The sequence below is a fragment of the Sphingomonas sp. SAFR-052 genome (assembly GCF_051965015.1).
GTDB lineage: Bacteria > Pseudomonadota > Alphaproteobacteria > Sphingomonadales > Sphingomonadaceae > Sphingomonas.
The window spans coordinates 19877-42913 of sequence record NZ_JBQCMO010000010.1; the positions used below are offsets into that span (position 1 = coordinate 19877).

Sequence of the window (23037 nt, forward strand, 5' to 3'; positions counted from 1 at the left end):
GATTCATGATTCCAGCCCTCGATATCCTGCGCGCGGCGAGCGACGCCACTCGGTTACGGGTGCTGATGTTGTTGCGGGCGATGGAATTGTCGGTCGGCGAACTGGCGCAAGTGCTCGATCAAAGCCAGCCACGGGTCAGCCGTCACGTCAAGATCCTGTGCGATGCCGGACTGGCGGTACGGCGCAAGGAAGGCAGCTGGGTCTTCGTTGCACTCGGACAGCGGGCGCTCGTCGGTCCATTGCTGGCGGCACTCGATGCATGGGTGCCGGCGGACGATAAGGCAACGGTTGCGGATCGCGAGCAGCTGGCGGCCGTACGCGCGGACCGGACCGCGGCGGCTGCGGCCTGGTTCGAGGCGCATGCCAGGGAATGGGATGCGATCCGATCGCTCCATGTTGCCGAGGAACAGGTCGAGGCGGCGATGGTCGCGGCACTGGGTGCCGAGCCGATCGGGCTGCTGGTCGATATCGGTACCGGCACCGGGCGGATGCTCGAACTGTTCGCCCCGCAGGCAACGCAGGCGATCGGCATAGACCGTTCGTCGGAGATGCTGCGACTGGCACGTGCGAAGCTGACCGAACAGGGGCTCGACCATGCCGAATTGCGGCAGGCGGACATTCATGCGCTGCCGCTGGCCGCAGCCGTCGCTGATGCGGCGGTGTTGCATCATGTGCTGCATTTCGTGCAGCATCCCGGCGCCGCAATCGAAGAGGCGGCGCGGGTCCTGCGCCCGGGCGGGCGGCTGCTGATCTGCGATTTCGCACCGCATGCGCGCGAGGAACTGCGACAGCGTGATGCCCATGCCCGGCTCGGCTTCTCGGACGAACAGATGCTCGGATGGTTCGCCGATGCGGGGTTAGCGCCGGTATCGACTCAGACGCTGGGTGGCGGCGAATTGACGGTAAAACTCTGGATGGCACGGCGAACGTTCGACGTGCGAGAGGTGAAGGCGGCATGACTCCTACCATTTCCGACCTCGAAGAAGCGCGGCGCGCGCTCGATGCGCCGTTGTTCGCCGATCTGGCGGGCGACTGTGCGGTCAGCTTCGAATTCTTTCCGCCCAAAACCGAAAAGATGGAAGCGGCGCTGTGGGAAACGGTGCGCGCGCTGGAGCCGTTGGCGCCGAAGTTCGTGTCGGTGACCTATGGCGCGGGCGGATCGACCCGCGAACGGACCCATGCCACCGTGGCCCGCATCGCCCGCGAGACGTCGATGCCCGCCGCCGCGCATCTGACCTGTGTCGAGGCGAGCAAGGCCGAGATCGATCAGGTCGCCGAGGAATATTGGCAGGCGGGGGTGCGCCACATCGTCGCGCTGCGCGGCGATCCGCCGACGATGGGGCAGAAGTTCGTCGCGCATCCCGATGGCTATGCCAATGCCGCCGATCTGGTCGCGGGATTGCAGAAGCTGCACCCGTTCGAGATTTCGGTCGCCGCCTATCCCGAATGTCACCCGGATTCGGCGCACCAGGCCGCCGATCTCGACAATCTGAAGCGCAAGATCGATGCCGGCGCGACGCGGGCGATCACGCAGTTCTTCTTCACGCCCGAGGCGTTTTTCCGCTTCCGCGACGCGGCGGGCGCGGCGGGGATCACCGCCGATCTGGTGCCGGGTATCCTGCCGGTGTCGAATGTGGGGCAGGTGCGCAAGTTCGCCGGGCTGTGCGGCGCGTCGATCCCCGCCTGGATGGACCGGCTGTTCGAAGGACTGGACGACCATCCGGGCGCGCGGCAGTTGGTCGCGGCGACGGTCGCGGCCGAGATGTGCCGCAAGCTGTATGCGGGCGGCGTGCGCGATTTCCATTTCTACACGCTCAACCGCGCCGAACTATCCTACGCCATCTGCCACCTGCTAGGGTTGCGGCCCAAGCCGACGCCGGTCGCGGCAGCCGCCTGATCCGAACGTCCGAAGGAAGACTCATGACCTCCGCCCGCGAACGGCTGAACGCCGAAGCTGCCAAGCGCGTCCTCATCACCGATGGCGCGTTCGGCACCGAGATCCAGAACTGGAAATTGTCCGAGGCCGACTATGCCGGCAGCCTGACGCTGGGCCACGATCAGAAGGGCAATAACGACATTCTGGCGATCACCAAGCCTGAGGTGCCGGAGACGATTACGCGCGCCTATCTGGACGCCGGGTCGGATATCGTGTCGACCAACACGTTCAGTGCCAACCTCATCAGCCAGGCGGATTACGGTGCGGAGGCGCTGGTCGCCGACATCAATATCCAGAGCGCGCGGATCGCGCGGGTATTGGCGGACGATTATGCCGCGCGCGACGGTCGGCCGCGCTTCGTCGCCGGGGCGATCGGGCCGACGAACAAGACACTGTCACTGTCGCCCGACGTTAACGATCCGGGCTATCGTGAGATCGATTTCGATTATCTGAAGACCGTCTACCGCGAACAGATCGACGCGCTGGTCGATGGCGGCATCGATTTCGTGCTGATCGAGACGGTGTTCGATACGCTCAATGCTAAAGCGGGGGTGATGGCGGCGATCGAGGCGGGGCAGGCACTCGGCCGCGACCTGCCCATCATGCTGTCGATGACGCTGACCGACCTGTCGGGCCGCAACCTGTCGGGGCATACGGTCGAGGCGTTCTGGCACGCGATCCGTCATGCCAAGCCGGTGACGATCGGACTCAACTGCTCGTTCGGCGCGGAACAGCTTCGCCCGCATGTGAAGACCCTGTCGGACATCTGCGACACGCTCATCATGGTCTATCCAAATGCTGGGCTGCCCAACGAACTGGGCGCCTATGATGAGGCGCCGGCGACCACTGCTGCGCTGGTCGGTGATTGGGCCGATCATGGCCAGGTCAATGTGCTGGGCGGCTGCTGCGGATCGACGCCTGCGCATATCAAGGCGATGGCCGAGCGAGTGCGCGGCGTCGCTCCGCGCCGGGTGCCGAGCGTGCCGGTTAGAACGCGGCTTGCGGGTCTCGAGCCGTTCACGATGGCAGCGTGACCCACTTAGCCCTCTCCCGTTCAGGGGAGAGGGTTGGGAGAGGGGCAGTCCACCGCCCTCTCCGATTTCCCCTCTCCCCGACCCTCTCCCCTGAAGGGGAGAGGTAGAGAAAGTTTCGATGACCAACGCCTCGACCAATTTCGTCAATATCGGCGAACGCACCAACGTTACCGGCTCCGCGCGCTTCAAGAAGCTGGTGATGGCCGGCGACTATGCCGCTGCGGTCGAGGTCGCGCTGCAGCAGGTCGAGAGCGGGGCGCAGGTGCTCGACGTCAATATGGACGAGGGGCTGCTCGACGCGCACCATGCGATGACGACGTTCCTGAAGCTGATCCAGGCCGAACCGGATATCGCGCGCATCCCGGTGATGGTCGACAGCTCGAAATGGGACGTGATCGAGGCCGGGCTGAAATGCGTCAGCGGCAAGCCGATCGTCAATTCGATCAGCATGAAGGAGGGCGAGGAGCAGTTCCTGCGCCATGCCCGCATCTGCATGAACTATGGCGCGGCGGTCGTGGTGATGGCGTTCGACGAGGTCGGGCAGGCCGATACCCAGGCGCGCAAGGTCGAGATCTGTACCCGCGCGTACGACCTGCTGATGACCATCGGCTTCCCGCCCGAGGACATCATCTTCGATCCGAACATCTTTGCGGTGGCGACGGGGATCGAAGAGCACAACAACTACGGCGTCGACTTCATCGAGGCGTGCCGCGAGATCAAGGCGCGTTGCCCGCACTGCCATATCTCGGGCGGGCTATCGAACCTCTCGTTCAGCTTCCGCGGCAACGAGCCGGTACGGCGCGCGATGCATTCGATCTTTCTCTACCACGCCATTCCCGCGGGGATGGACATGGGGATCGTCAATGCCGGGCAACTCGACGTGTACGACACGATCGATCCCGACCTACGCACCGCCTGCGAGGATGTGATCCTCAACCGTGATCCGGGCGCGACCGACCGGCTGATCGCGCTGGCGGAGAAGTATAAGGGCACCGACGCGGTCGCCGAGAAGGCAGCGGCGGAATGGCGGTCGCTGCCGGTCGTCAAGCGGCTCGAATATGCACTGGTCAAGGGCATCGACGCGCACGTCGTCGACGATACCGAGGAATGCCGTCAGCAATTCGCCCGCCCGATCGAGGTGATCGAAGGACCTTTGATGGACGGGATGAACGTCGTCGGCGACCTGTTCGGGTCGGGCAAGATGTTTCTGCCGCAGGTCGTGAAATCGGCGCGGGTGATGAAGAAGGCGGTCGCCCATCTCCTGCCCTTCATCGAAGCCGCCAAGGAGCCCGGTGCGAAGGGCAAGGGCAAGATCATCATGGCGACCGTCAAGGGCGACGTGCACGATATCGGCAAGAACATCGTCGGCGTCGTGCTTCAGTGCAACGGCTTCGACGTGGTCGATCTAGGCGTAATGGTGCCGTGGACTAAGATCCTCGAAGCGGCCAACGAGAACGACGCCGACATGATCGGACTGTCGGGCCTCATCACGCCGTCGTTGGACGAGATGGTCACCGTTGCCGAGGAGATGAAGCGCGCGGGCATGACCATGCCGCTGCTGATCGGCGGCGCCACCACGTCCAAGGTCCATACCGCGCTGCGCATTTCACCGGCCTATGACGGGCCGATTGTCCATGTACTCGACGCGAGCCGGGCGGTGGGTGTCGCGACGACGCTGGTGAGCGAGACCGGGCGGGATGCCTATGTCGAGCAGGTCGCGGCGGATTACGAGGCGGTGCGGATCGCGCGGGCGGGCAAGGGGCAGAGCGAGCTGACCCCGATCGCCGACGCGCGGGACAACGGCTTCAAGACCGATTTTGCGCAGAAGCCGGGTGCGCCGGCACAGCCCGGGCGGCATGTGTTCGACGATTGGGATTTGGCGGACCTGCGCGACTATATCGATTGGACGCCGTTCTTCCGGGCGTGGGAACTGGCGGGGAATTTCCCGGCGATCCTGACCGATGAGGTCGTGGGCGAGAGTGCGTCGTCACTGTACGAGGATGCCCAGGCGATGCTCGACCGGATCATCGCCGAAAAATGGCTAACGGCGAAGGGGGTTGCGGCACTGTGGCACGCCCATGCGCAGGGCGACGACGTGATCGTCGACGTGCCCGCAGAACAGATCGAACCAGCGCTGGAGGCGGGGCGGGTATCGCCGCTGTCGGGGGTGCCGCACGAGTTCGCGACGCCGCTGCAGAACAGCCATGCAACCCATGCCATCCGGATGCCGTTCCTGCGCCAGCAGGTGCAGAAGCGCGAGGGACGGGCGAATATGTGTCTGGCCGATTTCGTCGATCCGGCGGGCGACTGGATGGGCGGGTTCGCGGTCGGCATCCACGGCATCGACCCGCATATCGCGCGGTTCAAGGCCGAGAATGACGATTATCAGGACATCCTTCTCAAGGCGCTGGCCGACCGGCTGGCGGAGGCGTTTGCCGAGCGGCTGCACCATCATGTGCGGACGGTGCTGTGGGGCTATGCGCCCGACGAGCAGTTGACCAACGAGGCGATGATCCGCGAGCAATATCGCGGTATCCGCCCGGCGCCGGGCTATCCGGCGTGCCCCGACCATAGCCAGAAACCGATCCTGTTCGAGATGCTGGGCGCGACCCAAGCCACTGGAATCACGCTGACCGACAGCTTTGCCATGCTGCCGACGGCGGCGGTGTCGGGGTTTTATTTCGGGCATCCGGACAGCGCCTATTTCGGGGTGGCGCGGATCGGGCGGGACCAGTTGGCCGACTATGCGACGAGGCGCGGGGTGAGCGTCGAGCAGGCGGAGCGGTGGCTGCGGCCTAATCTCGATTGAGGGCGGCCAGGACCTGTGTCCGCAGCCAGTCGCGGTCGGCGGGGCGGGCGAAGCTGTGGCTGGCGGAATCGTGCTGGTGCAAGGGGATACGGGCGCGCAGTTGCGAAAGGTGACGAAGGTGCCACGCAGCGAGGAATGCCGTCGCGGTGTGGTCGCCGCTCGCCAGTAGGATTTCGACCGGCACCCCGGAACTTAGACCCTCGGCGAAGCGATTGGTCAGGCCAGTTGGGGCCTGGCGATCGGTGGCGAGGGTGACCAATCCGCGCGTCAGGCGGCGGAAGTTGACACGGCCGGTCAAAAGCCGCCGCCATGCGGAGGGCGAAACCAGTCGCTGGGCATAGGTTGCGCGGATCGCAGCATGGGGCGGCAGGTCGCCCGCTGGTTCGACGACCCACGGATTGGCGAGTAGCAGGCGGTCGATGCTGGCCTGTGCATGGAACAGCGCCAGGGTGGTCGCGGCATCGCAATTGCCGAAGCCGAGGATGCGCGTGGCGCCGGTGGTGGCGCGGAGCCACGTCGCGGCGGCGCTAAGGTCCGTCGCCGCCGACAGAAATCCGCCGTTGGTCCCGGTCGAATCGCCGATGCCGCGCCGGTCGTAGCGCAGCACCGGATAGCCGGCCGCGGCGACCGATGACGCCAGCAACGCCATGCCGCGATGCGCGCCGATGCGCAGTTCGTTGCCGCCCGAGACAATCAGCAGCGCGGTGTCACCTTCGGCGGGATCGAGCGTCGCGGCGATGGTTTCGCCGGCGCAGGGGATGGTTACCAGCCGGCGCATGCACGGCTCCATGCGGCGAGGTCGTCGGCAAGGGCATCGGCGAGGGCGGGATCGTCGCCGGGTTCGCTGCGTCGCCAGAGCGGGGCGGCGTCGAGGCGCAGGTCGGCGGGGCCGGGATCGGTGCCGAGGCGAACGGTCCGCAGCGGTTGCGTGGTTGCAGGCGTTGCGGTTTCGAGTTCGTCGAGGAGTGTCATGGACAGGCGGTTGCCGCCAACTTCGGCGATGTCGGGGCCGCGATCGATACCGATGCGGGTCAGTTCGCGGAGCAGCCGATCTCCCGATTGCGGGGCGAGGTGCCAGCGGCCGGCGACGTCGGCGTTATGGTCGAGCAGCGCGCCGGCGCGGATCGCGGCGGTGATGACCGGACGGTCGGTCGCGGCGGCAAGCGCGGCGACGGCGCTGCGCCAGTCGGCCAGCGTGACGGCTTCGGTCGGAATCAGGCTGTCACCCTGTCCGGGCAGGTCGGGCAGCATCGCGGCGGTATCGCGGGCGGCGAGCGCACGGAGCAGGCCGACCGCGAAGGTGCGGGTGCGGTTCGCCTCCTCGAACGGGGGCAGCAGCAACAGCACGACCGGTCCGGTGGCGGGACCGAAACGCCAGAGCGCCTCGCTGCCGCCGGGCCAGTCGTAGCGGTCGATCAAGCGGGCGCCTTGGCGCTCGCGAAGCGGACCAGCGAACCGAAGGTTTCCATCGTCTCGCCGTCGATATCGTCGTCCTCGATCAGGATGCCCAGGCGGTCCTCCATTTCGGTCAGGACGCCGGCGACCGCCATCGAATCGAGTTCGGGCAGCGCGCCGAACAGCGGCGTCGCATCGTCGAACGCGGCAGCACGTTCGGCGGACAGGCCCAGCACGTCGCGCAACACGGCGCGGACGGTTTCCTCGGTCGATGCTGAACCCTGTGCGATCACGTCGTTTCCCCTGTCGGCGATCGGCTCGCCGGATCGCGGGTGTTTAGGGGGTGGGCGGCGGGATGCCAAGGTGGCCGGTTGGGGGGCGGGGTATGGTTTGAGGTTCGATATAGGATCGTCTGTCGTACCCCCGCGCAGGCGGGGGTCCAGGGTTGCAGTCGCAGGCCGTTGTTTTGCTTGGCTCTGGGCCCCCGCCTGCGCGGGGGCACGGCTGGCTGATTGGATTGGATTCCACGCCGCAGGTGCTTCGAAACGGATCTTCGACTCTCCACCTAGCCTCGCCGGTTCAATCCAAGCCGCAACTGGTCTAAGGCGCGGACATGCTTGATCCGGTTCCGCAGACGATCGATCGCTTGCCGTTGCGTGGCGACCCCGATGCGCCGGCGTTGATCGACCGCGAGGGCATACTGACCTTTGCCGAACTCGAAACGCTGGTCGCGCGGGTGGCGGGGGGATTGCAGGGACTGCCGGCAGGGGCGCGGGTGGCGACGTGGTTGCCCAAGACGCGGCTGGCCTGCGTCATGCCGCTGGCGGCGGCGCGCGCCGGGCTGGTGCATGTGCCGGTCAATCCGGCGCTGAAACGGGCGCAGGTGGCACATATCCTCGCCGATAGCGGGGCGTCGCTGCTGGTGACGCAGGCGGCGCGGGTCGCGGCGCTGGAGCCGGGGGATGTGCCCGGCGGTTGTTCGGTGGTGACTGAGGCGCCCGAGGGCGTGCCGGTCGGAGCCAGCGATGGCGATCCGGGCGCGCTGGCGGCGATCCTCTATACCTCCGGGTCGACCGGGCGGCCCAAGGGCGTGATGCTGTCCCATGCCAATTTGTGGCTGGGGGCGATTTCGGTCGCGCACTATCTGCGGATCACGCCCGATGACCGGGTGCTGGCGGTGCTGCCGCTGAGTTTCGATTACGGGCAGAACCAACTGCTTTCGACCTGGGCGGCGGGGGGCGCGGTGGTACCGCTCGACTATCTGACCGCGCGTGACGTGGTGAAGGCGGTCGAGCGGTTCGGGGCGACGACGCTTGCCGGCGTGCCGCCGCTATGGACGCAGTTGCTCGAGGCGGAGTGGCCGGCCGAGACGGCGACGCGGTTGCGGCGGCTGACCAATTCAGGCGGGGCGCTGACGCCGCGTCTGGTGCGCGGCTTGCGCGAGCGTTTTGCGAGTGCCGAACTGTTTGCGATGTATGGGCTGACCGAGGCGTTCCGGTCGACCTATCTCGACCCCGACCTGATCGATGCGAAGCCCGAGGCGATGGGCCGCGCCATCCCCTTTGCCGAGGTGGCGGTGGTGCGCGCCGATGGCAGTCGTGCCGGGCCGGACGAGCCGGGCGAGCTGGTCCATGCCGGGCCGCTGGTGGCGCAGGGATATTGGCAGGATGTCGCGCGGACCGCGCAACGCTTTCGGCCGGCGCCGGGGTGGATGGCGAGCGGCGGCATGGCGGTATGGTCGGGCGATACGGTGGCGGAAGGGGCGGACGGATTGCTGCGCTTCGTGGGACGCGATGACGAGATGATGAAGGTGGCGGGCAACCGGATCAGCCCGACCGAGATCGAGGAAGTGGTCGAGGCCGGCGGTGAGGTCGCCGAGGCGGTGGCGGTGGGGCTGCCCGATCCCAGGCAGGGGCAGGCGATCGTCGTCGTCGCGCGCGCGGCGATCGACGGGGCGGAGGAAGCGGTGCGCGCCCGGCTCCGGCGCGACCTGCCGAGTTTCCAGCAGCCGGCGCGCTATGTCTGGGTCGAGGCGATGCCGCGCAACGCCAATGGCAAGCTCGACCGGGTGGCGGTGCGAGCGCTGGCGGAAGGGGCGGTGGCATGAAGCCGATCGGGCCGATCCCGGCGGGCTTTGCCGGGCAGTCGCGGTTGATGGTCGGCGGGGTCGATTTCGCCGAACTGTTGGCGCGTGCCGGGGATACGCCGGCATTCCTGTATGACGGGGCGGCGATCGCGGCGCGGGTGGCGCGGTTGCGCGCGGCGCTGCCGGACGGGGTCGGGGTGCATTATGCGATCAAGGCCAATCCGCATCCCGATGTGCTGGAAATGATCGCGCCGCTGGTCGACGGGCTGGACGTGGCGTCGGGCGGCGAACTGGCGATGGCGCTGGGACGGAAGCCGGCGGCGGCGATCAGCTTTGCCGGGCCGGGCAAGCGCGACGATGAACTGGCGGCGGCGATCGGGGCGGGCGCGACGCTGCATGTCGAGTCGGAGGGCGAGGCCGATCGGGCGCTGGCGATAGGCGATCGGCTGGGGGTGGCCCCCCGCATCGCGGTACGGGTGAACCCCGATTTCGAACTGCGCGGGTCGGGGATGCGGATGGGCGGGCGTGCTTCGCCGTTCGGGATCGATGCGGCGCGTGTGCCGGCGCTGGTGCGGCGGCTGGTGGCGGTCGGGGCGGACTGGCATGGGTTTCATATCTTTGCGGGGTCGCAAACGCTCGACAGCGCGGCGATCATCGAGGCGCAGGCGGCGACGGTGACGCTGGCCGAACGGCTGGCGGAGGAAGCGGGCGCGGTGCCGGCGTTCATCAATCTCGGCGGCGGGTTCGGCATCCCCTATTTCGCGGGCGATATGCCGGTCGATGTCGAAAGCGTCGGGGCAGCACTGGGTGAGCGGTTGGCGGTGCGAGGCGATGCGTTGCGCCAGACCGGGTTCGCGGTCGAGCTGGGGCGCTGGCTGGTCGGGGAGGCGGGCGTCTATTGCACGCGGGTCGTCGATGTGAAGGACAGCGGCGGCGAGACGTTCGTGGTGGTCGATGGCGGGCTGCATCACCAATTGGCGGCGAGCGGTAATTTTGGCACCGTGGTGCGGCGCAACTATCCGGTGGCGGTGGCCGAGCGGATGGACGCGGCGGCGACGATGACCGCATCGGTGGTCGGGTGCCTGTGCACGCCGCTCGACCGGCTGGCGGACCGGGTGGCGCTGCCGCCGGTCGCGGTCGGCGATACGATCGTGCTGTTCCAGGCGGGGGCGTACGGCGCGACCGCCAGTCCGGCCGCGTTTCTGGGGCATCCGCCGGCGCGCGAATTGCTGGTCGGGGGTGGCGGGTGACCCACCGACTGTCGCAAAATGGGACAGGGTCGGCGCTTGGCGCTGTACTCAACCGGATATTTACCCCTTGGCCGGCATAGCGGGCTACAGTCCTGCGCGGTCCGGGCCGTGCGCGTTCGAACGAGGAAGTGATATGCGTCGAAAGGGTGGAGTTGCCGGGGTGGCGCTGTGCGCGGTGCTGGGCGGTTGCGCCGGCGGCGCGACGCGTCCCGAACTGCCGCCCGCGCCGTTCGTGCAGGCGAAGGAGGCACCGGGCGAGGCCTATGTGATCGGGCCGCTCGACCAGCTGAGCATCTTCGTTTGGCGCAATCCCGAACTGTCGGCGAAGGTGCAGGTGCGGCCCGACGGGCGGATCACCACGCCGCTGATCAACGACATGCCCGCCACCGGCAAGACGCCGGCGATGCTGGCCGACGACCTGAAGCTGGCACTGGGCGAATATGTGAAGGACCCGTTGGTATCGGTGATCGTCGAGAATTTCTCAGGCACCTTCAGCCAGCAGGTGCGGGTGGTCGGTGCGACCGAGAAGCCGGCGTCGCTGCCCTACCGGGCGAACATGACGCTGCTCGACGCGATGATCGCGGTGGGCGGGCTGAACCAATATGCGTCGGGCAACCGCGCGCGGCTGGTCCGCTATGACCGGACGACGGGCAAGCAGCAGGAGTTCGGCCTGCGCATCTCGAGCCTGCTCAAGAATGGCGACTCGAGTGCCAATGTGAAGTTGCAGCCGGGCGACGTCATCATCATCCCCGAGAGCATGTTCTGAGATGGACGGGCTGGTTGGCGAGCTGAAGCTGATCCTCCACGCGATCTGGCAGCGGCGCTGGATCGCGCTGGCGATTGCGTGGGGCGTGTGTCTGGCCGGGTGGCTGGTCGTCAGCCAGATCCCCAACAGCTATCAATCGACCGCGCGGGTGATGGTCGAGATGCGGCAGGTCCTGCCCGGTGCCGAAGCGGCGGTGGCGCAGAATGCGCAGGCCAAGGATATCGATCGCATCCGCCAGACGCTGACCTCGGCGGTGAACCTGGAAAAGGTGGTGCGCGGCACGTCGATGGCGGAGACGATCGCCAACGACCGCGACGTGGCCGACCGGGTGGCGTCGCTGCAGAACGCGATCAAGCTGACCGCGCAACAGGACAATCTGTTCGAGATTTCGGCGACGGCGGGCAATCCGAAACTGGCGCGCGAGATCGTGCAGAAGATGATCGACATCTTCGTCGAGGATAATCTGGCGAGCGACCGCGATGCGACGGTGCAGTCGCTGCGCTTCCTCGACCAGCAGTTGGACCAGCGGCAGCGTCAGCTGGCCGATGCCGAGGCGCGGCGGCAGGCGTTTCAGGCGCAGTATATGGCGATGCTGCCAGGGACCGGGTCGCTCGACGACCGCATGTCGAACGCCCGCGCCGAACTGGCGCAGATCGACGGCGACCTTGCGGCGGCGCAATCGAGCCTGTCGGCGGCCAACGCGCAGCTGGCGGGTACGGCGGCGACGCTGCCGGGAACGGCGGGGACGGCGACGGTCGGGCCGGCACGCGCCCGGCTGAACGCGATCGAGGGGCAGATCGCCGAGGGGCGCAGCCGGGGTTGGACCGATGCGCATCCCGACATGGTGGCGCTGAACCGGCAGCTGGTAGCGGCACGCGCGGCGGCACGGGGCGAGGGCGGTGGCGTGAGCGGGGGGACGGCGGCATCGCCCAATCCCTTCTACCTGCAACTGCGCGCGACGCAGGCCGACCGGCAGGCGACGGTCGCGGAACTGACGCAGCGCAAGCAGCAGATCGAAGGGCAACTAAACGGATTGCAGGCGAAGATCGCCGCCGATCCGCAGGCGGCGGCGCAGCAGTCGCAGCTCGACCGCGATATCGCGTCGCTTAAAGGACAATATGATACGCTGTTCCAGAATCGCGAGCAGGTGCGGCTGCAAAGCAGCGTGCAGACCGATACCGATGCGGTGAAGTTCAGCGTGATCGACCCGCCGACCCAGCCGCGTGCACCCACCGCGCCGAACCGGCCGCTGCTGCTGCTGGGCGTGCTGGTCGTCGGGATCGGCGCGGGGGTCGGTGCGGCGTTCGCGCTCAGCCGGTTGAAGACCAGCTTTGCGACCGTCGCCCGGCTGGAGAAGATCAGCGGCATGCCGGTGCTGGGCGCGATCGGCGAGGTGGTGACCGATGCGGTACGGGCCGAACGCCAGCGGCGGCTGAAGCTGTTCGCCGGCGGGGCGGGGGCGCTGCTCGCCGCGTTCGTGCTGTTGCTGGGCCTCGAGTTCGCGCAACGCGGGCTGGTAGCCTGAAGGGAGGACGGCCAGTGAACGATCAGTCGCATCGTGGCCTGCGGAGCCAATCGCTGCTGGAGCGGGCGGCAGCGCGTTGGCAGATGGGGCCGGCTCCTGAGGTCCCGGTCGAACCGGTCGCGGAGGTCGCGCCTGCGCCAAGGAAGCCGATGCCCGCCGCGCGCATCCGGCCGGTCGATCCGGCGAAGATCGATCGCGATGCACTGGCCGAGGGCGGGATGCTGGTCCCCGGCGGGCCGGTGACCGCGCTGGCCGAGGAATTCCGGCTGGTGAAGCGCCAGCTGCTGGCGACCGGTGCCGATATCGCCAAGCGCGACGAAGATGCAGCCCGGATGATCCTGCTGTGTTCGGCACAGCCGGGCGACGGCAAGACCTTTTGCGCGATCAACCTGGCCCTGTCGCTGGCGGCGGAGCGCGACCTGAACGTCCTGCTGGTCGATGCCGATTTCGCCAAGCCCGACATTCTCGACCGGCTGGGGCTGAAGGCCGAACGCGGGCTGCTCGACGCGCTGGGCGATGCGAGCGTCGATCCCGAGGCGCTGGTGATCCCGACCGACGTGCCGCAGCTGTCGATCCTGCCGGCGGGGAAGCGGACCCATGCCGATACCGAGTTGCTGCGCAGCGACCGGGCGCGGGCGGTGTTCGACGCGCTGCTGGCGGCCGATCCCGATCGCATCATCCTGTTCGATTCGCCCCCAGCGCTCGCGGCGTCGCCGGCCGCGGTGCTGGCGACGCTGGTCGGGCAGACGGTGCTGGTGGTGCGGGCCGATCGCAGCAGCGAATCCGACCTGCGCGGAGCGGTGGCGTTGCTGGATGGGTGCGAGGAAATACAGTTGTTGCTGAACGCGACGACCTATCGCGCCGAGGGGCCGCGCTTCGGCTATTACGGGCAGGAACAGGATTGATGCGGGCGGCGGTCCTGCCGGTGCTGGTCGCGACCGCCGTGCCGGCACAGGCGCAGCGGGTCGATGTCAGCCCCTATATCGAGGTCGGACAGGCGGTTGCCGCCGACCTGACCGACGGCGATGTGGTGACCTATACGCAGGTGACCGCCGGCATCGATGCGCAGATCACGACACAGCGCGTGCAGGTGCAGGCCAATTACCAGTATCAGCGGATTTTCGACTGGGGCAGCGATTTCGGCGACGGCGAGATCCATTCGGGGCTGGCACGCGCCAATGTCGCCATCACCCGCTGGCTGAACCTGGAAGGCGGGGCGATCGCGACGCGGGCGCGCGGCGACCAGCGCGGTGGCGGCTTCGGTCCGTTCGTCAACGCCAGCAACGTCAACACCGCGCAGGTCTATGGCCTGTACGCCGGACCGACGATCGCGACGCGGGTCGGGCCGTTCGCGGTCAACGGCACCTATCAATTCGGCTATGTGAAGGCCGAGGCGCCGGGCGCGATCGACCTGGCGCCGGGCCAACGGCGCGTCGATTATTTCGACGAGGCGACCAGCCATCTGGTGATGGGCAGCGCCGGCACGCGGGCGGGCACGATCCTGCCGATCGGCTTCACGGTGTCGGGCGCATGGCTGCGCGAGGATGCCGGGCAACTCGACCAGAGATTCGAAGGCGCATACGGGCGGGTCGACGCGGTACTGCCGATCACCCGTACGCTGGCGGCGGTCGGAGGCGTGGGGTACGAAAAGATCGAGGTGACGCAGCGTGATCCGCTGCTCGATGCGCAGGGCCAGCCAGTGCTCGACGGGGCGGGGCGGTTCGTGACCGATCCGGCATCCGCACCGCGCATCGCATACGACATCGACGGGCTGATCTGGGATGCGGGCGTGCTGTGGCGGCCGTCGCCGCGCACCGCGCTGGAGGCCCGGCTGGGCCGGCGTTACGGTTCGATGAGCTATACCGCGTCGCTGCAATGGCAGACCGGGCCGGGCGCGGCGGTGCAGGTCGGGGTGTATGACAGCGTCACCACCTTTGGCCGGCAGCTGACCGGATCGCTGGCGCAGTTGCCGATCAACTATATCGACGGGCAGGACCCGTTCGGCGCGCGCTATGGCGGGTGCGTGTTCGGCGGCGGGGTGACGCCCGAGGGGCAGTCGAATGCCGGCGCCTGCCTGACCCCGGTATTCCAGTCGATCAGCGCGGCGACGTTCCGCGCGCGCGGCATCGACGCGGTCTATTCGATCACCCGCGGGCCGACCCGGCTGGGGCTGGGCGCGGGCTATGCCAGTCGGCGCTTCTACCTCCCGCCGGTGCCGGGCGCGGTCGTCTATCGATCGCGCGACGAGAGCTATTATGTGCAGGGCTTCGGCCAATGGGCGATCGACGGGCGGTCGTCGATCGGCATCGACGTCTATGGCAATTATTTCGTCAGCGGGATCGAGGGCGGGCTGGACGCATGGGGCGCCGGCGCGCAAGGCGGCTATTATCGCCGGTTCGGGCGCGCTTATGGCAGCCTGACCGCGGGGCTGTACGGGTTCGATGTCGAAGGCGCCGAGTCCGACGTGATCGCGCAGGCGTTGCTGGGGATCGGGTACCGGTTCTAGGGCCTTGCGTCGCGCGTGCGTGACGGAAGGTCCGACTTCTGCGAACCACGCAGCCCGCGAAATTTTAAGAAGAATAAACCGATCGGGGGTTATACAACTCCCAACGGAGATGTTGATGTACGACGATCACTATGGCCTGACCGGTCGCCCGTTCCAGCTGACGCCTGACCCGGCCTTCTGGTTCGATACCGCGACGCATCGCAAGGCGATGGCGTATCTCGGCTATGGATTGAGCCAGGGCGAGGGCTTCATCGTCATCACCGGCGATCCGGGTACCGGCAAGACCACGCTGCTCGGCCATCTGATGCGGACGATCGATGCCGCGCGGCTGAACGTCATCCGCATCGTCACGACCCAGATCGAGGCCGACGACCTGTTGCGGCTGGTTGCCGCCGGCCTCGACGTCGAGCACGACGGGTTGACCAAGGCGCAGTTGCTGAGCGGGATCGAGCGCGGGCTGCACAATGTCGCGCGATCGGGGCGGCGGACACTGCTGGTGATCGACGAGGCGCAGTCGTTGCCGGTCGCGTCGATCGAAGAATTGCGGATGCTGTCGAATTTCCAGGCGGGCGGCTATGCGCTGTTGCAGATCTTCCTGCTCGGCCAGCCCGAATTCCGCCAGCGGCTGCACGGATCGGACCGGCTGGAACAGCTGCGCCAGCGGGTGATCGCGATGCATCACCTCGACCCGATGGAGGTCGAGGAGGTCGGCCCGTATCTGGAGCACCGGCTGCGCGTGGTCGGATGGAGCGGCAGCCCGAGCTTCTCGCCCGATGCGCTGGAGTCGCTGCATCGCTGGTCGGGGGGCATCCCGCGCCGGTTGAACCAACTGGCGAGCCGGGTGCTGCTGTTCGGCGCGATCGAGGGGATCGACCGGTTCGGTGCGCTCGACGTCGAGAATGTGATCGCCGATCTGGACAAGGACGGGCTGGGCAGCCGCGCGGGCGATGCCGAGGCGGACGAGCCGGCGGCGTTCGGCGACGCCGAGGCGCGGCCGATGACCCCGACCCCGCCGCCGATGCCGCCGCGCCCGATCCATCTGTCGGTGGTCGACAGCGGGCAGCGTCCGGCGGCCCCGGTCGCCGATACCGCGGCGTTGCTGGCGCGGATCGAATCGCTCGAATCGCGGCTGGAGCAGCAGGACCTGGCGCTGCGCCGGGTGCTGACGCTGCTGGTCGACTGGGTCGAGGGCGAACAGCGCCGGCCCGATTTGACGTCCGTGCGCGTCGCCGGCTGAGGTTTCCCCATGCGCAACGCGATGTCGGTCGACGTCGAGGACTGGTTTCAGGTCGGCGCGTTCGAAACGGTGATCGACCGGCGCGACTGGGACGCGCTGGAGCACCGGGTCGAGGCGAATACCGATGCGGTGCTCGACCTGTTCGCTGCTGCTGGCGTCACGGCGACCTTCTTCACGCTCGGCTGGGTGGCGGATCGGTTTCCGGCGCTGATGCAGCGGATCGTCGCCGGCGGGCATGAGCTGGCGAGCCATGGCTGGGACCACAAGCGCGTTTTCACGATGACCGCCGAGCAGTTTCGCGATGATCTGGCGCGGGCGCGGACGGTGCTGGAGGACGCCGGCGGGCAGGCGGTGACCGGATATCGCGCGCCGAGTTTTTCGATCGATGCGCGGACGCCGTGGGCGCACGGCGTGCTGGCCGATGCCGGCTATGCCTATTCGTCGTCGGTCGCGCCGCTGACCCACGACCATTATGGCTGGGCGGGGGCGCCGCGCGGGCTGTACCGGCCGGTAACGGGCAATGCGCTGATCGAATGGCCGATTACGCTGGCGAAGGTGCTGGGGCGCGATGTCTCGGCGGGGGGCGGGTTTTTCCGGCTGCTGCCGAACAAGGTGGTCGAGGATGCGGTGGTGCGCAGCAACCGGGTGGAGGCGCATCCGGCAATGTTCTATTTCCACCCATGGGAGATCGATCCCGGCCAGCCGCGGGTGGCGAATGCGCCGCTGAAGTCGAAGCTGCGCCATTATCCGCGGCTTGGCGCGATGGCGGGCAAGCTGGAGCGGCTGATGGCGCGGCACGAATGGGGTCGGGCCGATGCGATCGTCGCCGAGCGTGCGGTCGCACTGTGAGCCTGCGCGTCCGGCGGGCAAATCTGGGCGACGTCGGCGAACGCGCGCGGATCGTGGCGTTCGTCGCGGCGCGGGCCGATGCCACGCCGTTCCACTTGCCGGTCTGGGGCGAGGCGACGGCGGCGGGGTGCGGGCAGGCGTACCGGATGCTGCTGGCGGAGGATGCTGGGGCGTTGGCCGGTCTGGTGCCGCTGACCCATGTGCGATCGCCGCTGTTCGGGGCGGCGCTGGTGTCGACCGGCTTCGGGGTCGGCGGCGGGGTGCTGGGCGACGGCGCGGCGGCGCGGATGCTGGCGGAGGCGGCGGTGGGCGTCGCGCGCGAGCTGGGCTGTCCGACGATCGAGATGCGCGGCGGGGCGGCGATCGATGCGGGCGGCTGGACGTTCGACGACAGCCGCTATCTGGGCTTCGTGCGGCCCCTGGCGGCGGATGACGATGCGGAATTGCTGGCGATCCCGCGCAAGCAGCGCGCCGATGTCCGCAAGGCGCTGGCCGCGCCGTTCGAGGTGGCAATCGGGCGCGGTGCGGCGGCGCTGGCCGAGCATTTCCGCGTGTATGGCACGTCGGTGCGCAATCTCGGCACGCCGGTGTTCCCGAAGGCGCTGTTCCGCGAGGTCGTGGCGGCATTCGGCGAGGATGCCGATGTGCTGACCATCCGCCACGAAGGACAAGCGTTGGCGAGTGTGTTGTCGGTCTATTGGCGTGGGACGGTCTATCCCTATTGGGGGGGCGGCACGGCCGAGGCGCGGGGCCTGCGTGCGAACGAGCGGATGTATTTCGAACTGATGCGCCATGCGCGGCGGCGCGGATGCGAGCGGTTCGATTTCGGACGGTCGAAGGTCGGGACCGGGCCGGCGGCGTACAAGAAGAATTGGGGGTTCGTCGGCGAACCGCTCGGCTATCCGACCTGGACCGCCGATGGCGCGGCGCCGCGCGATGCCAGCCCGCTCAATCCCAAATACCGGTTGAAGATCGCGGCTTGGCAGAAACTGCCGCTGGCGGTGTCGAACCGGGTCGGGCCGTGGATCGCGAAGGGGCTGGGGTGAGCGACATCCTGCTCCTTACCCACCGCGTCCCCTATCCCCCCAATCGCGGTGACAAGGTGCGCAGCCACCATGTGATGCGGCATCTCTCGACGCTGGGGCGGGTGCATCTGGCGGCGTTTGCCGATGATCCCCGCGATCTGGGGCATGATGCGGCGCTCAGCCAATGGTGCGCTAGTACGGTGGTGGTGCCGCGGACAAAGGGCAATGCGCGGGCGGCGGTCGAGGCTTTGGTGAGCGGGCGGCCGGTGTCGATGACGGCGTTCGATCATGAAGCGATGCGGGCGGCGGTGGCGGGTTTGCTGGGTGAGCGGCGTTACGATGCGATCTATGTCTATTCGGGGCAGATGGCGCAGTATCTGCCCGCCGACGCGCGGTTCGTGATGGATTTCGTCGACCTCGATTCGGCGAAGTTCTCAGGGTACGCCGCGGATGCGCGCGGGCCGATGCGCTGGATGCTGCGGCGCGAGGCGCGGCTGCTGGGGGCGTTCGAGCGGGCGGTGGCGGCGCGGGCGCAGGCGACGCTGTTCGTCAGCGCGGCCGAAGCGGCTTTGTTCGGCGGGCAGGCGCAAGCGGTCGAGAACGGGATCGACACCGGCTATTTCGATCCCACGGCGGTTGTGCCGGTCGAGACGGCAGGGCCGCTAATCGTGTTCACCGGGCAGATGGATTATCGGCCGAATGTCGATGCGGTGCGCTGGTTCGTGAAGGAAGTGCTGCCGGACGTGCCGGGGCGGTTCGCGATCGTCGGGCGCAGTCCTACGGCGGCGGTTCGGGCGCTGGCGGGGGAGCGGGTGATCGTGACCGGCGAGGTCGCCGATGTGCGCGGCTCGATCGCCGCGGCGGATGTCGTCGTGGCGCCGCTGCTGCTGGCGCGCGGCGTGCAGAACAAGGTGCTGGAGGCGATGGCGATGGCGAGGCCGGTCGTCGCCTCGACCGCGGCGGCGGAAGGGATCGATCATGGCGGATCGATCCGGGTTGCCGGGGACGCCGGAGCGTTTGCGAGCGAGATCAGGGGGTTGCTTGATGATCCTGCCACGGCGTCTGCGCTGGGGCAGGCGGCGCGGGCGCGGACGATCGCGCGCTATGGCTGGGATGCGCGGTTGGCACCGCTGGCTGGGTTGCTGGAGCTGTGAGTAGCGTGGCGATCGAGCGGCCGGCGCAGGTGTTGACGCCCGAATGGCGGCGGTCGCTGATCGCGCTTAGCGGCATCTGGGCAGCGCTGCTGCTGATCTTTCGACGCGATGTCGGCGATGTCGTCGATATCTGGTGGAATTCGACCACCTATGGCCATTGCCTGTTCGTGGTCCCGATCATCGGCTGGCTGGTATGGCAGCGGCGGCGCGAGGTGCTGGCGTTGCAGCCGGGGGCGTGGTTGCCGGGGCTGGCGATCGTCGGCGCGGGCGGTCTGGGCTGGCTGGTCGGGGAGGCGGCGGCGGTGGCGCTGTTCCGGCATGTCGGGCTGGTGATGTTGTTGCAGGGGGCGGTGGTCACGCTGCTGGGACCGCGTGTCGCGCGCGGGCTGTTGTTTCCGCTCGGCTATATGTTCTTCCTCGTGCCGTTCGGCGACTTCATGGAGCCGTGGCTGCAATCGGTGACGGTCGCGCTGACCATGCCGATTCTCCACGCGCTGGGGGTGCCGGCGAGTGTTGACGGGGTGCTCATCACCATCCCGAACGGCTATTTCGAGGTGGCCGAGGCATGTTCGGGCGCGAAGTTCGTGATCGCGATGATCGCGTACGGCGCACTGGTCGCCAATGTTTGTTACGTGGCCTGGCCGCGGCGGGCGGGGTTCATGGCGCTGGCGCTGGTCGTGCCGGTGCTGGCCAATGGCGTGCGCGCGGCGGGGACGATCTATGCCGCGCACCTGACCTCGGTCGAGGCGGCGACCGGGTTCGACCATATCGTCTATGGCTGGGTCTTCTTCGCGCTAACCATGGCCGGCGTGCTGGCGATCGGGTGGCGATGGTTCGACCGCGATCCCGATGCGCCGTGGTTCGACGTCGCGCGGGTGCAAGCGATGCCGATGCGCGTCGCCGACCGGTCGATGGCGGCAGGCACGGTGCTGGGCATTGCCGTTGCCTTTGCCGGATGGGGATGGGTGATCGACAGCCGCGCCGACCGCCTGCCCGAGCGGATCGACCTGCCGGCCGTACCGGGGTGGCAGCGGATCGCGATCACCGGCGAGCCATGGGTGCCCAACTATCCGGGTGCCGACCATTTCCTGATTGGCCGCTATGGCGATGCGCGCGGGCAGAGCGTCGACATGGCGATCGCCGTCTATGCCGCGCAGGGCGAGGGGCATGAGCTGGTCGGGTTCGGACAGGGACCGATCCGCGAGAACGACCGCTGGGTCCGCATCGCCGATACCCCCCCGATCGCGGGCGGCCGTGCGCTGCGCATGGCCGCCCCCGGCCCGGTCGAGCGCGAGGTCGCGACCTGGTATCGCATCGGATCGATCACGACCGGCAGCGAGGATCGGGTCAAGCTGGAAACGCTGAAGACGCGGCTGATGGGCGGGCGCCAGCGTGGGGTGGCGGTGCTGGTATCGGCGCAGAAGGGCGCGGGCGATCCGCGCGCCGCCATCGCCGATTTCCTGCGCGCGGCGGGACCGGTCGACGCCATCGCCGATCGCGCCGCAGGAGCAGACTGACCATGTGCGGCATCGCCGGCCTCTTCTATCCCGCCAGCCCCAAGCCGGTCGATCCGACGCGGATCGTCGCGATGACCGACGCGCAAGCGCATCGCGGGCCGGACGGGTCGGGAGTCTGGACGGCGCTGGGCGTGGGGCTCGGCCATCGCCGGCTGTCGATCATCGACGTGGCGGGTAGTCCGCAGCCGATGGCGCTGCCCGGTGAGCGAATCGTCGTCACGTACAATGGCGAGATCTACAATTTCGCCGAATTGCGCGCCGAACTGATCGCGCAGGGCGCGGTGTTCCGAACGCAGGGCGATACCGAGGTGCTGCTGCACGCATGGAGGGCATGGGGGCCGGACATGCTGGCGCGGCTGAACGGCATGTTCGCCTTTGCGATCCACGACGCCGATCGCCAGTCGCTGTTCATCGCGCGCGACCGGATGGGGGTGAAGCCGCTTCACTATGTCGAATTGGCCGATGGCGCGGTGGTGTTCGCGTCCGAACTGAAGGGGTTGCTGGCGCATCCGCTGGTGCGGCGGACACCCGACAGCCGGGCGATCGAGGATTACATGGCGCTCGGCTATGTGCCCGACGACGCCTGTATCGTCGCCGGCGTGCGCAAGTTGCCGGCCGGGCATTTCCTGCTGATGCAGCGCGGGCGGCCGGTGCCGCCGCCGGTGCGCTGGTGGGATATCGACTTTTCGAAGCGCGCGAAGGGCAACGCGCGCGATCTGGAGGCCGAGCTGGTCGAGCGGATGCGGCAGGGGGTGCGGTCGCGGATGGTCGCCGACGTCCCGCTCGGCGCGTTCCTTTCGGGCGGGGTCGATTCGTCGGCGGTCGTCGCGCTGATGGCGGAGGCGAGCAAGGCGCCGGTGCGAACTTGCACCATCGGCTTCGACGAGGCCGGGCATGACGAACGCGCGCCCGCGGCCGCTATCGCCACGCGCTTTGCCACCGATCATGCGGTGCGGACGGTGCAGTCGGACGACTTCGCGCTGATCGACACGCTGGTCTCGGCGTTCGACGAACCCTTTGCCGATGCTTCTGCGCTGGCGACCTACCGTGTCTGTGCACTGGCGCGCGAGCGGGTGACGGTGGCGCTGTCGGGCGATGGTGCCGATGAGGCGCTGGCCGGATATCGGCGGTACAAGTTCCATGCCGCCGAGGAGCGGGTGCGCGGATTGCTGCCACCGGGGTTTCGCGAGCCGGTGTTCGGGGCGCTGGGCGATGTCTATCCCAAGGCCGATTGGGCGCCGCGCCCGTTCCGTGCCAAGACGACGCTGCTGGCATTGGCGCAGGATGGCGATGAAGCCTATGCCGGTGCGGTTGGGGTGACGACGCCCGGCGTGCGGCAGGCGCTCTATACACCGGCAATGGCTCGGCAACTGGGCGGGCATCGTGGCGAGGACCGCTATGTCGCAGCGATGCGGCAGGCGCCGGGTCGCGATGCGCTCGACCGTGCGCAATATGCCGATTTCCGCCACTGGTTGCCGGGCGATATCCTGACCAAGGTCGACCGGACGAGCATGGCGGTCGGGCTGGAAGCGCGCGAGCCGTTGCTCGATCACCGGCTGATCGAGTTCTGCGCGACCCTGCCGCCGAAACTGCGGCTGCGGCGCGGCGAGGGCAAATGGTTGATGAAGAAGGCGCTGGAGCCATGGCTGCCGCGCGACATCCTCTACCGCCCCAAAATGGGATTCGTGACGCCGGTCAGTGCGTGGTTTCGTGGGGCACTGGCCGATGAGGCTGCCGCGCTCGCCCGATCGCCGATGCTGGCAAGCTGGTTCGACCTGCACGCGATCGAACGCATCGTCGCCGACCACCGGGCTGGGCGGGCCGAGCATGGCCGGACGCTGTGGCAGCTGGTGATGCTGGAGCGCAGCGCCACGCAGCTGTTCGCCTGATCTCCTTCGAATCTGCACCCGATCGCCACTCGACAAGTCGGGGCACTGCGATAGACCTT

The 23037-nt window shown here is 68.1% G+C and carries 19 protein-coding genes; 16 read left to right on the plus strand and 3 right to left on the minus strand.

Annotation, left to right across the window (positions count from 1 at the left end):
• Window positions 1-5: 5 nt before the first annotated feature.
• The 4 genes from ACTHQV_RS15805 (at window position 6) to metH (ending at window position 5779) form a co-directional block, all read left to right on the plus strand.
• A complete protein-coding gene (locus tag ACTHQV_RS15805) occupies window positions 6-959 on the plus strand; it encodes an ArsR/SmtB family transcription factor (RefSeq protein WP_440491621.1) in 954 nt (317 codons plus the stop codon).
• The gene (metF, locus tag ACTHQV_RS15810; protein ID WP_440491623.1) at window positions 956-1897 is read left to right on the plus strand and encodes a methylenetetrahydrofolate reductase [NAD(P)H]; all 942 of its coding nucleotides are present in this window, start codon (window positions 956-958) and stop codon (window positions 1895-1897) included. The genes ACTHQV_RS15805 and metF overlap by 4 nt, the downstream gene beginning before the upstream one ends.
• A gap of 23 nt (window positions 1898-1920) precedes the next feature.
• Window positions 1921-2970, plus strand: a complete 1050-nt coding sequence (locus ACTHQV_RS15815; RefSeq protein ID WP_440491625.1) for a homocysteine S-methyltransferase family protein — start codon at window positions 1921-1923, stop codon at window positions 2968-2970.
• Between the two features lie 118 nt (window positions 2971-3088).
• Window positions 3089-5779 carry a methionine synthase gene (metH, locus tag ACTHQV_RS15820; protein ID WP_440491627.1) on the plus strand — a complete coding sequence of 897 codons (2691 nt, stop codon included), beginning with the start codon at window positions 3089-3091 and terminating at the stop codon, window positions 5777-5779.
• On the opposite strand, the gene ACTHQV_RS15825 is transcribed toward metH, so the two are convergent.
• From ACTHQV_RS15825 to ACTHQV_RS15835, 3 genes are read right to left on the minus strand one after another with little or no spacing between them, the layout of a single operon-like run.
• A complete protein-coding gene (locus tag ACTHQV_RS15825; RefSeq protein ID WP_440491629.1) occupies window positions 5766-6557 on the minus strand; it encodes a hydrolase 1, exosortase A system-associated in 792 nt (263 codons plus the stop codon). The genes metH and ACTHQV_RS15825 overlap by 14 nt on opposite strands.
• Window positions 6542-7198 carry a hypothetical protein gene (locus tag ACTHQV_RS15830; RefSeq protein ID WP_440491631.1) on the minus strand — a complete coding sequence of 219 codons (657 nt, stop codon included), beginning with the start codon at window positions 7196-7198 and terminating at the stop codon, window positions 6542-6544. The genes ACTHQV_RS15825 and ACTHQV_RS15830 overlap by 16 nt, the downstream gene beginning before the upstream one ends.
• Entirely contained in the window at window positions 7195-7467 is a 273-nt protein-coding gene (locus ACTHQV_RS15835; RefSeq protein ID WP_056451629.1) for an acyl carrier protein, read from the minus strand. The genes ACTHQV_RS15830 and ACTHQV_RS15835 overlap by 4 nt, the downstream gene beginning before the upstream one ends.
• A gap of 320 nt (window positions 7468-7787) precedes the next feature.
• On the opposite strand from ACTHQV_RS15835, the gene ACTHQV_RS15840 reads away from it, so the two are divergent.
• The 12 genes from ACTHQV_RS15840 to ACTHQV_RS15895 all read left to right on the plus strand — a co-directional run bounded on the left by ACTHQV_RS15840 (window position 7788) and on the right by ACTHQV_RS15895 (window position 22978).
• Window positions 7788-9281, plus strand: coding sequence for an AMP-binding protein (locus ACTHQV_RS15840; RefSeq protein WP_440491633.1), 1494 nt, complete (start codon window positions 7788-7790; stop codon window positions 9279-9281).
• Window positions 9278-10510 carry a pyridoxal-dependent decarboxylase, exosortase A system-associated gene (locus ACTHQV_RS15845; protein WP_440491634.1) on the plus strand — a complete coding sequence of 411 codons (1233 nt, stop codon included), beginning with the start codon at window positions 9278-9280 and terminating at the stop codon, window positions 10508-10510. The genes ACTHQV_RS15840 and ACTHQV_RS15845 overlap by 4 nt, the downstream gene beginning before the upstream one ends.
• A gap of 133 nt (window positions 10511-10643) precedes the next feature.
• Window positions 10644-11276 carry an XrtA/PEP-CTERM system exopolysaccharide export protein gene (locus ACTHQV_RS15850; RefSeq protein WP_440491636.1) on the plus strand — a complete coding sequence of 211 codons (633 nt, stop codon included), beginning with the start codon at window positions 10644-10646 and terminating at the stop codon, window positions 11274-11276.
• A gap of 1 nt (window position 11277) precedes the next feature.
• Window positions 11278-12801, plus strand: coding sequence for an XrtA system polysaccharide chain length determinant (locus tag ACTHQV_RS15855; RefSeq protein WP_440491637.1), 1524 nt, complete (start codon window positions 11278-11280; stop codon window positions 12799-12801).
• Between the two features lie 14 nt (window positions 12802-12815).
• Window positions 12816-13706, plus strand: a complete 891-nt coding sequence (locus ACTHQV_RS15860; RefSeq protein ID WP_440491639.1) for an AAA family ATPase — start codon at window positions 12816-12818, stop codon at window positions 13704-13706.
• A complete protein-coding gene (locus tag ACTHQV_RS15865; protein ID WP_440491640.1) occupies window positions 13706-15307 on the plus strand; it encodes a hypothetical protein in 1602 nt (533 codons plus the stop codon). The genes ACTHQV_RS15860 and ACTHQV_RS15865 overlap by 1 nt, the downstream gene beginning before the upstream one ends.
• A gap of 115 nt (window positions 15308-15422) precedes the next feature.
• On the plus strand, window positions 15423-16544 hold the full coding sequence (locus tag ACTHQV_RS15870; RefSeq protein WP_440491642.1) for an AAA family ATPase: 1122 nt from the start codon (window positions 15423-15425) through the stop codon (window positions 16542-16544).
• Window positions 16545-16553: 9 nt separating this feature from the next.
• Window positions 16554-17393, plus strand: coding sequence for an XrtA system polysaccharide deacetylase (locus ACTHQV_RS15875; protein ID WP_440491643.1), 840 nt, complete (start codon window positions 16554-16556; stop codon window positions 17391-17393).
• A complete protein-coding gene (locus tag ACTHQV_RS15880) occupies window positions 17345-18439 on the plus strand; it encodes a FemAB family XrtA/PEP-CTERM system-associated protein (protein WP_440491645.1) in 1095 nt (364 codons plus the stop codon). Before ACTHQV_RS15875 ends, ACTHQV_RS15880 begins: the two co-directional genes overlap by 49 nt.
• Window positions 18436-19572: a TIGR03087 family PEP-CTERM/XrtA system glycosyltransferase gene (locus tag ACTHQV_RS15885; protein WP_440491647.1), complete on the plus strand. Its 1137-nt coding sequence runs from the start codon at window positions 18436-18438 to the stop codon at window positions 19570-19572. The genes ACTHQV_RS15880 and ACTHQV_RS15885 overlap by 4 nt, the downstream gene beginning before the upstream one ends.
• Window positions 19573-19577: 5 nt before the next feature.
• Window positions 19578-21089, plus strand: a complete 1512-nt coding sequence (xrtA, locus tag ACTHQV_RS15890) for an exosortase A (protein WP_440491649.1) — start codon at window positions 19578-19580, stop codon at window positions 21087-21089.
• A gap of 2 nt (window positions 21090-21091) precedes the next feature.
• Entirely contained in the window at window positions 21092-22978 is a 1887-nt protein-coding gene (locus ACTHQV_RS15895; protein ID WP_440491650.1) for an XrtA/PEP-CTERM system amidotransferase, read from the plus strand.
• The last annotated feature ends 59 nt before the right edge of the window (window positions 22979-23037 follow it).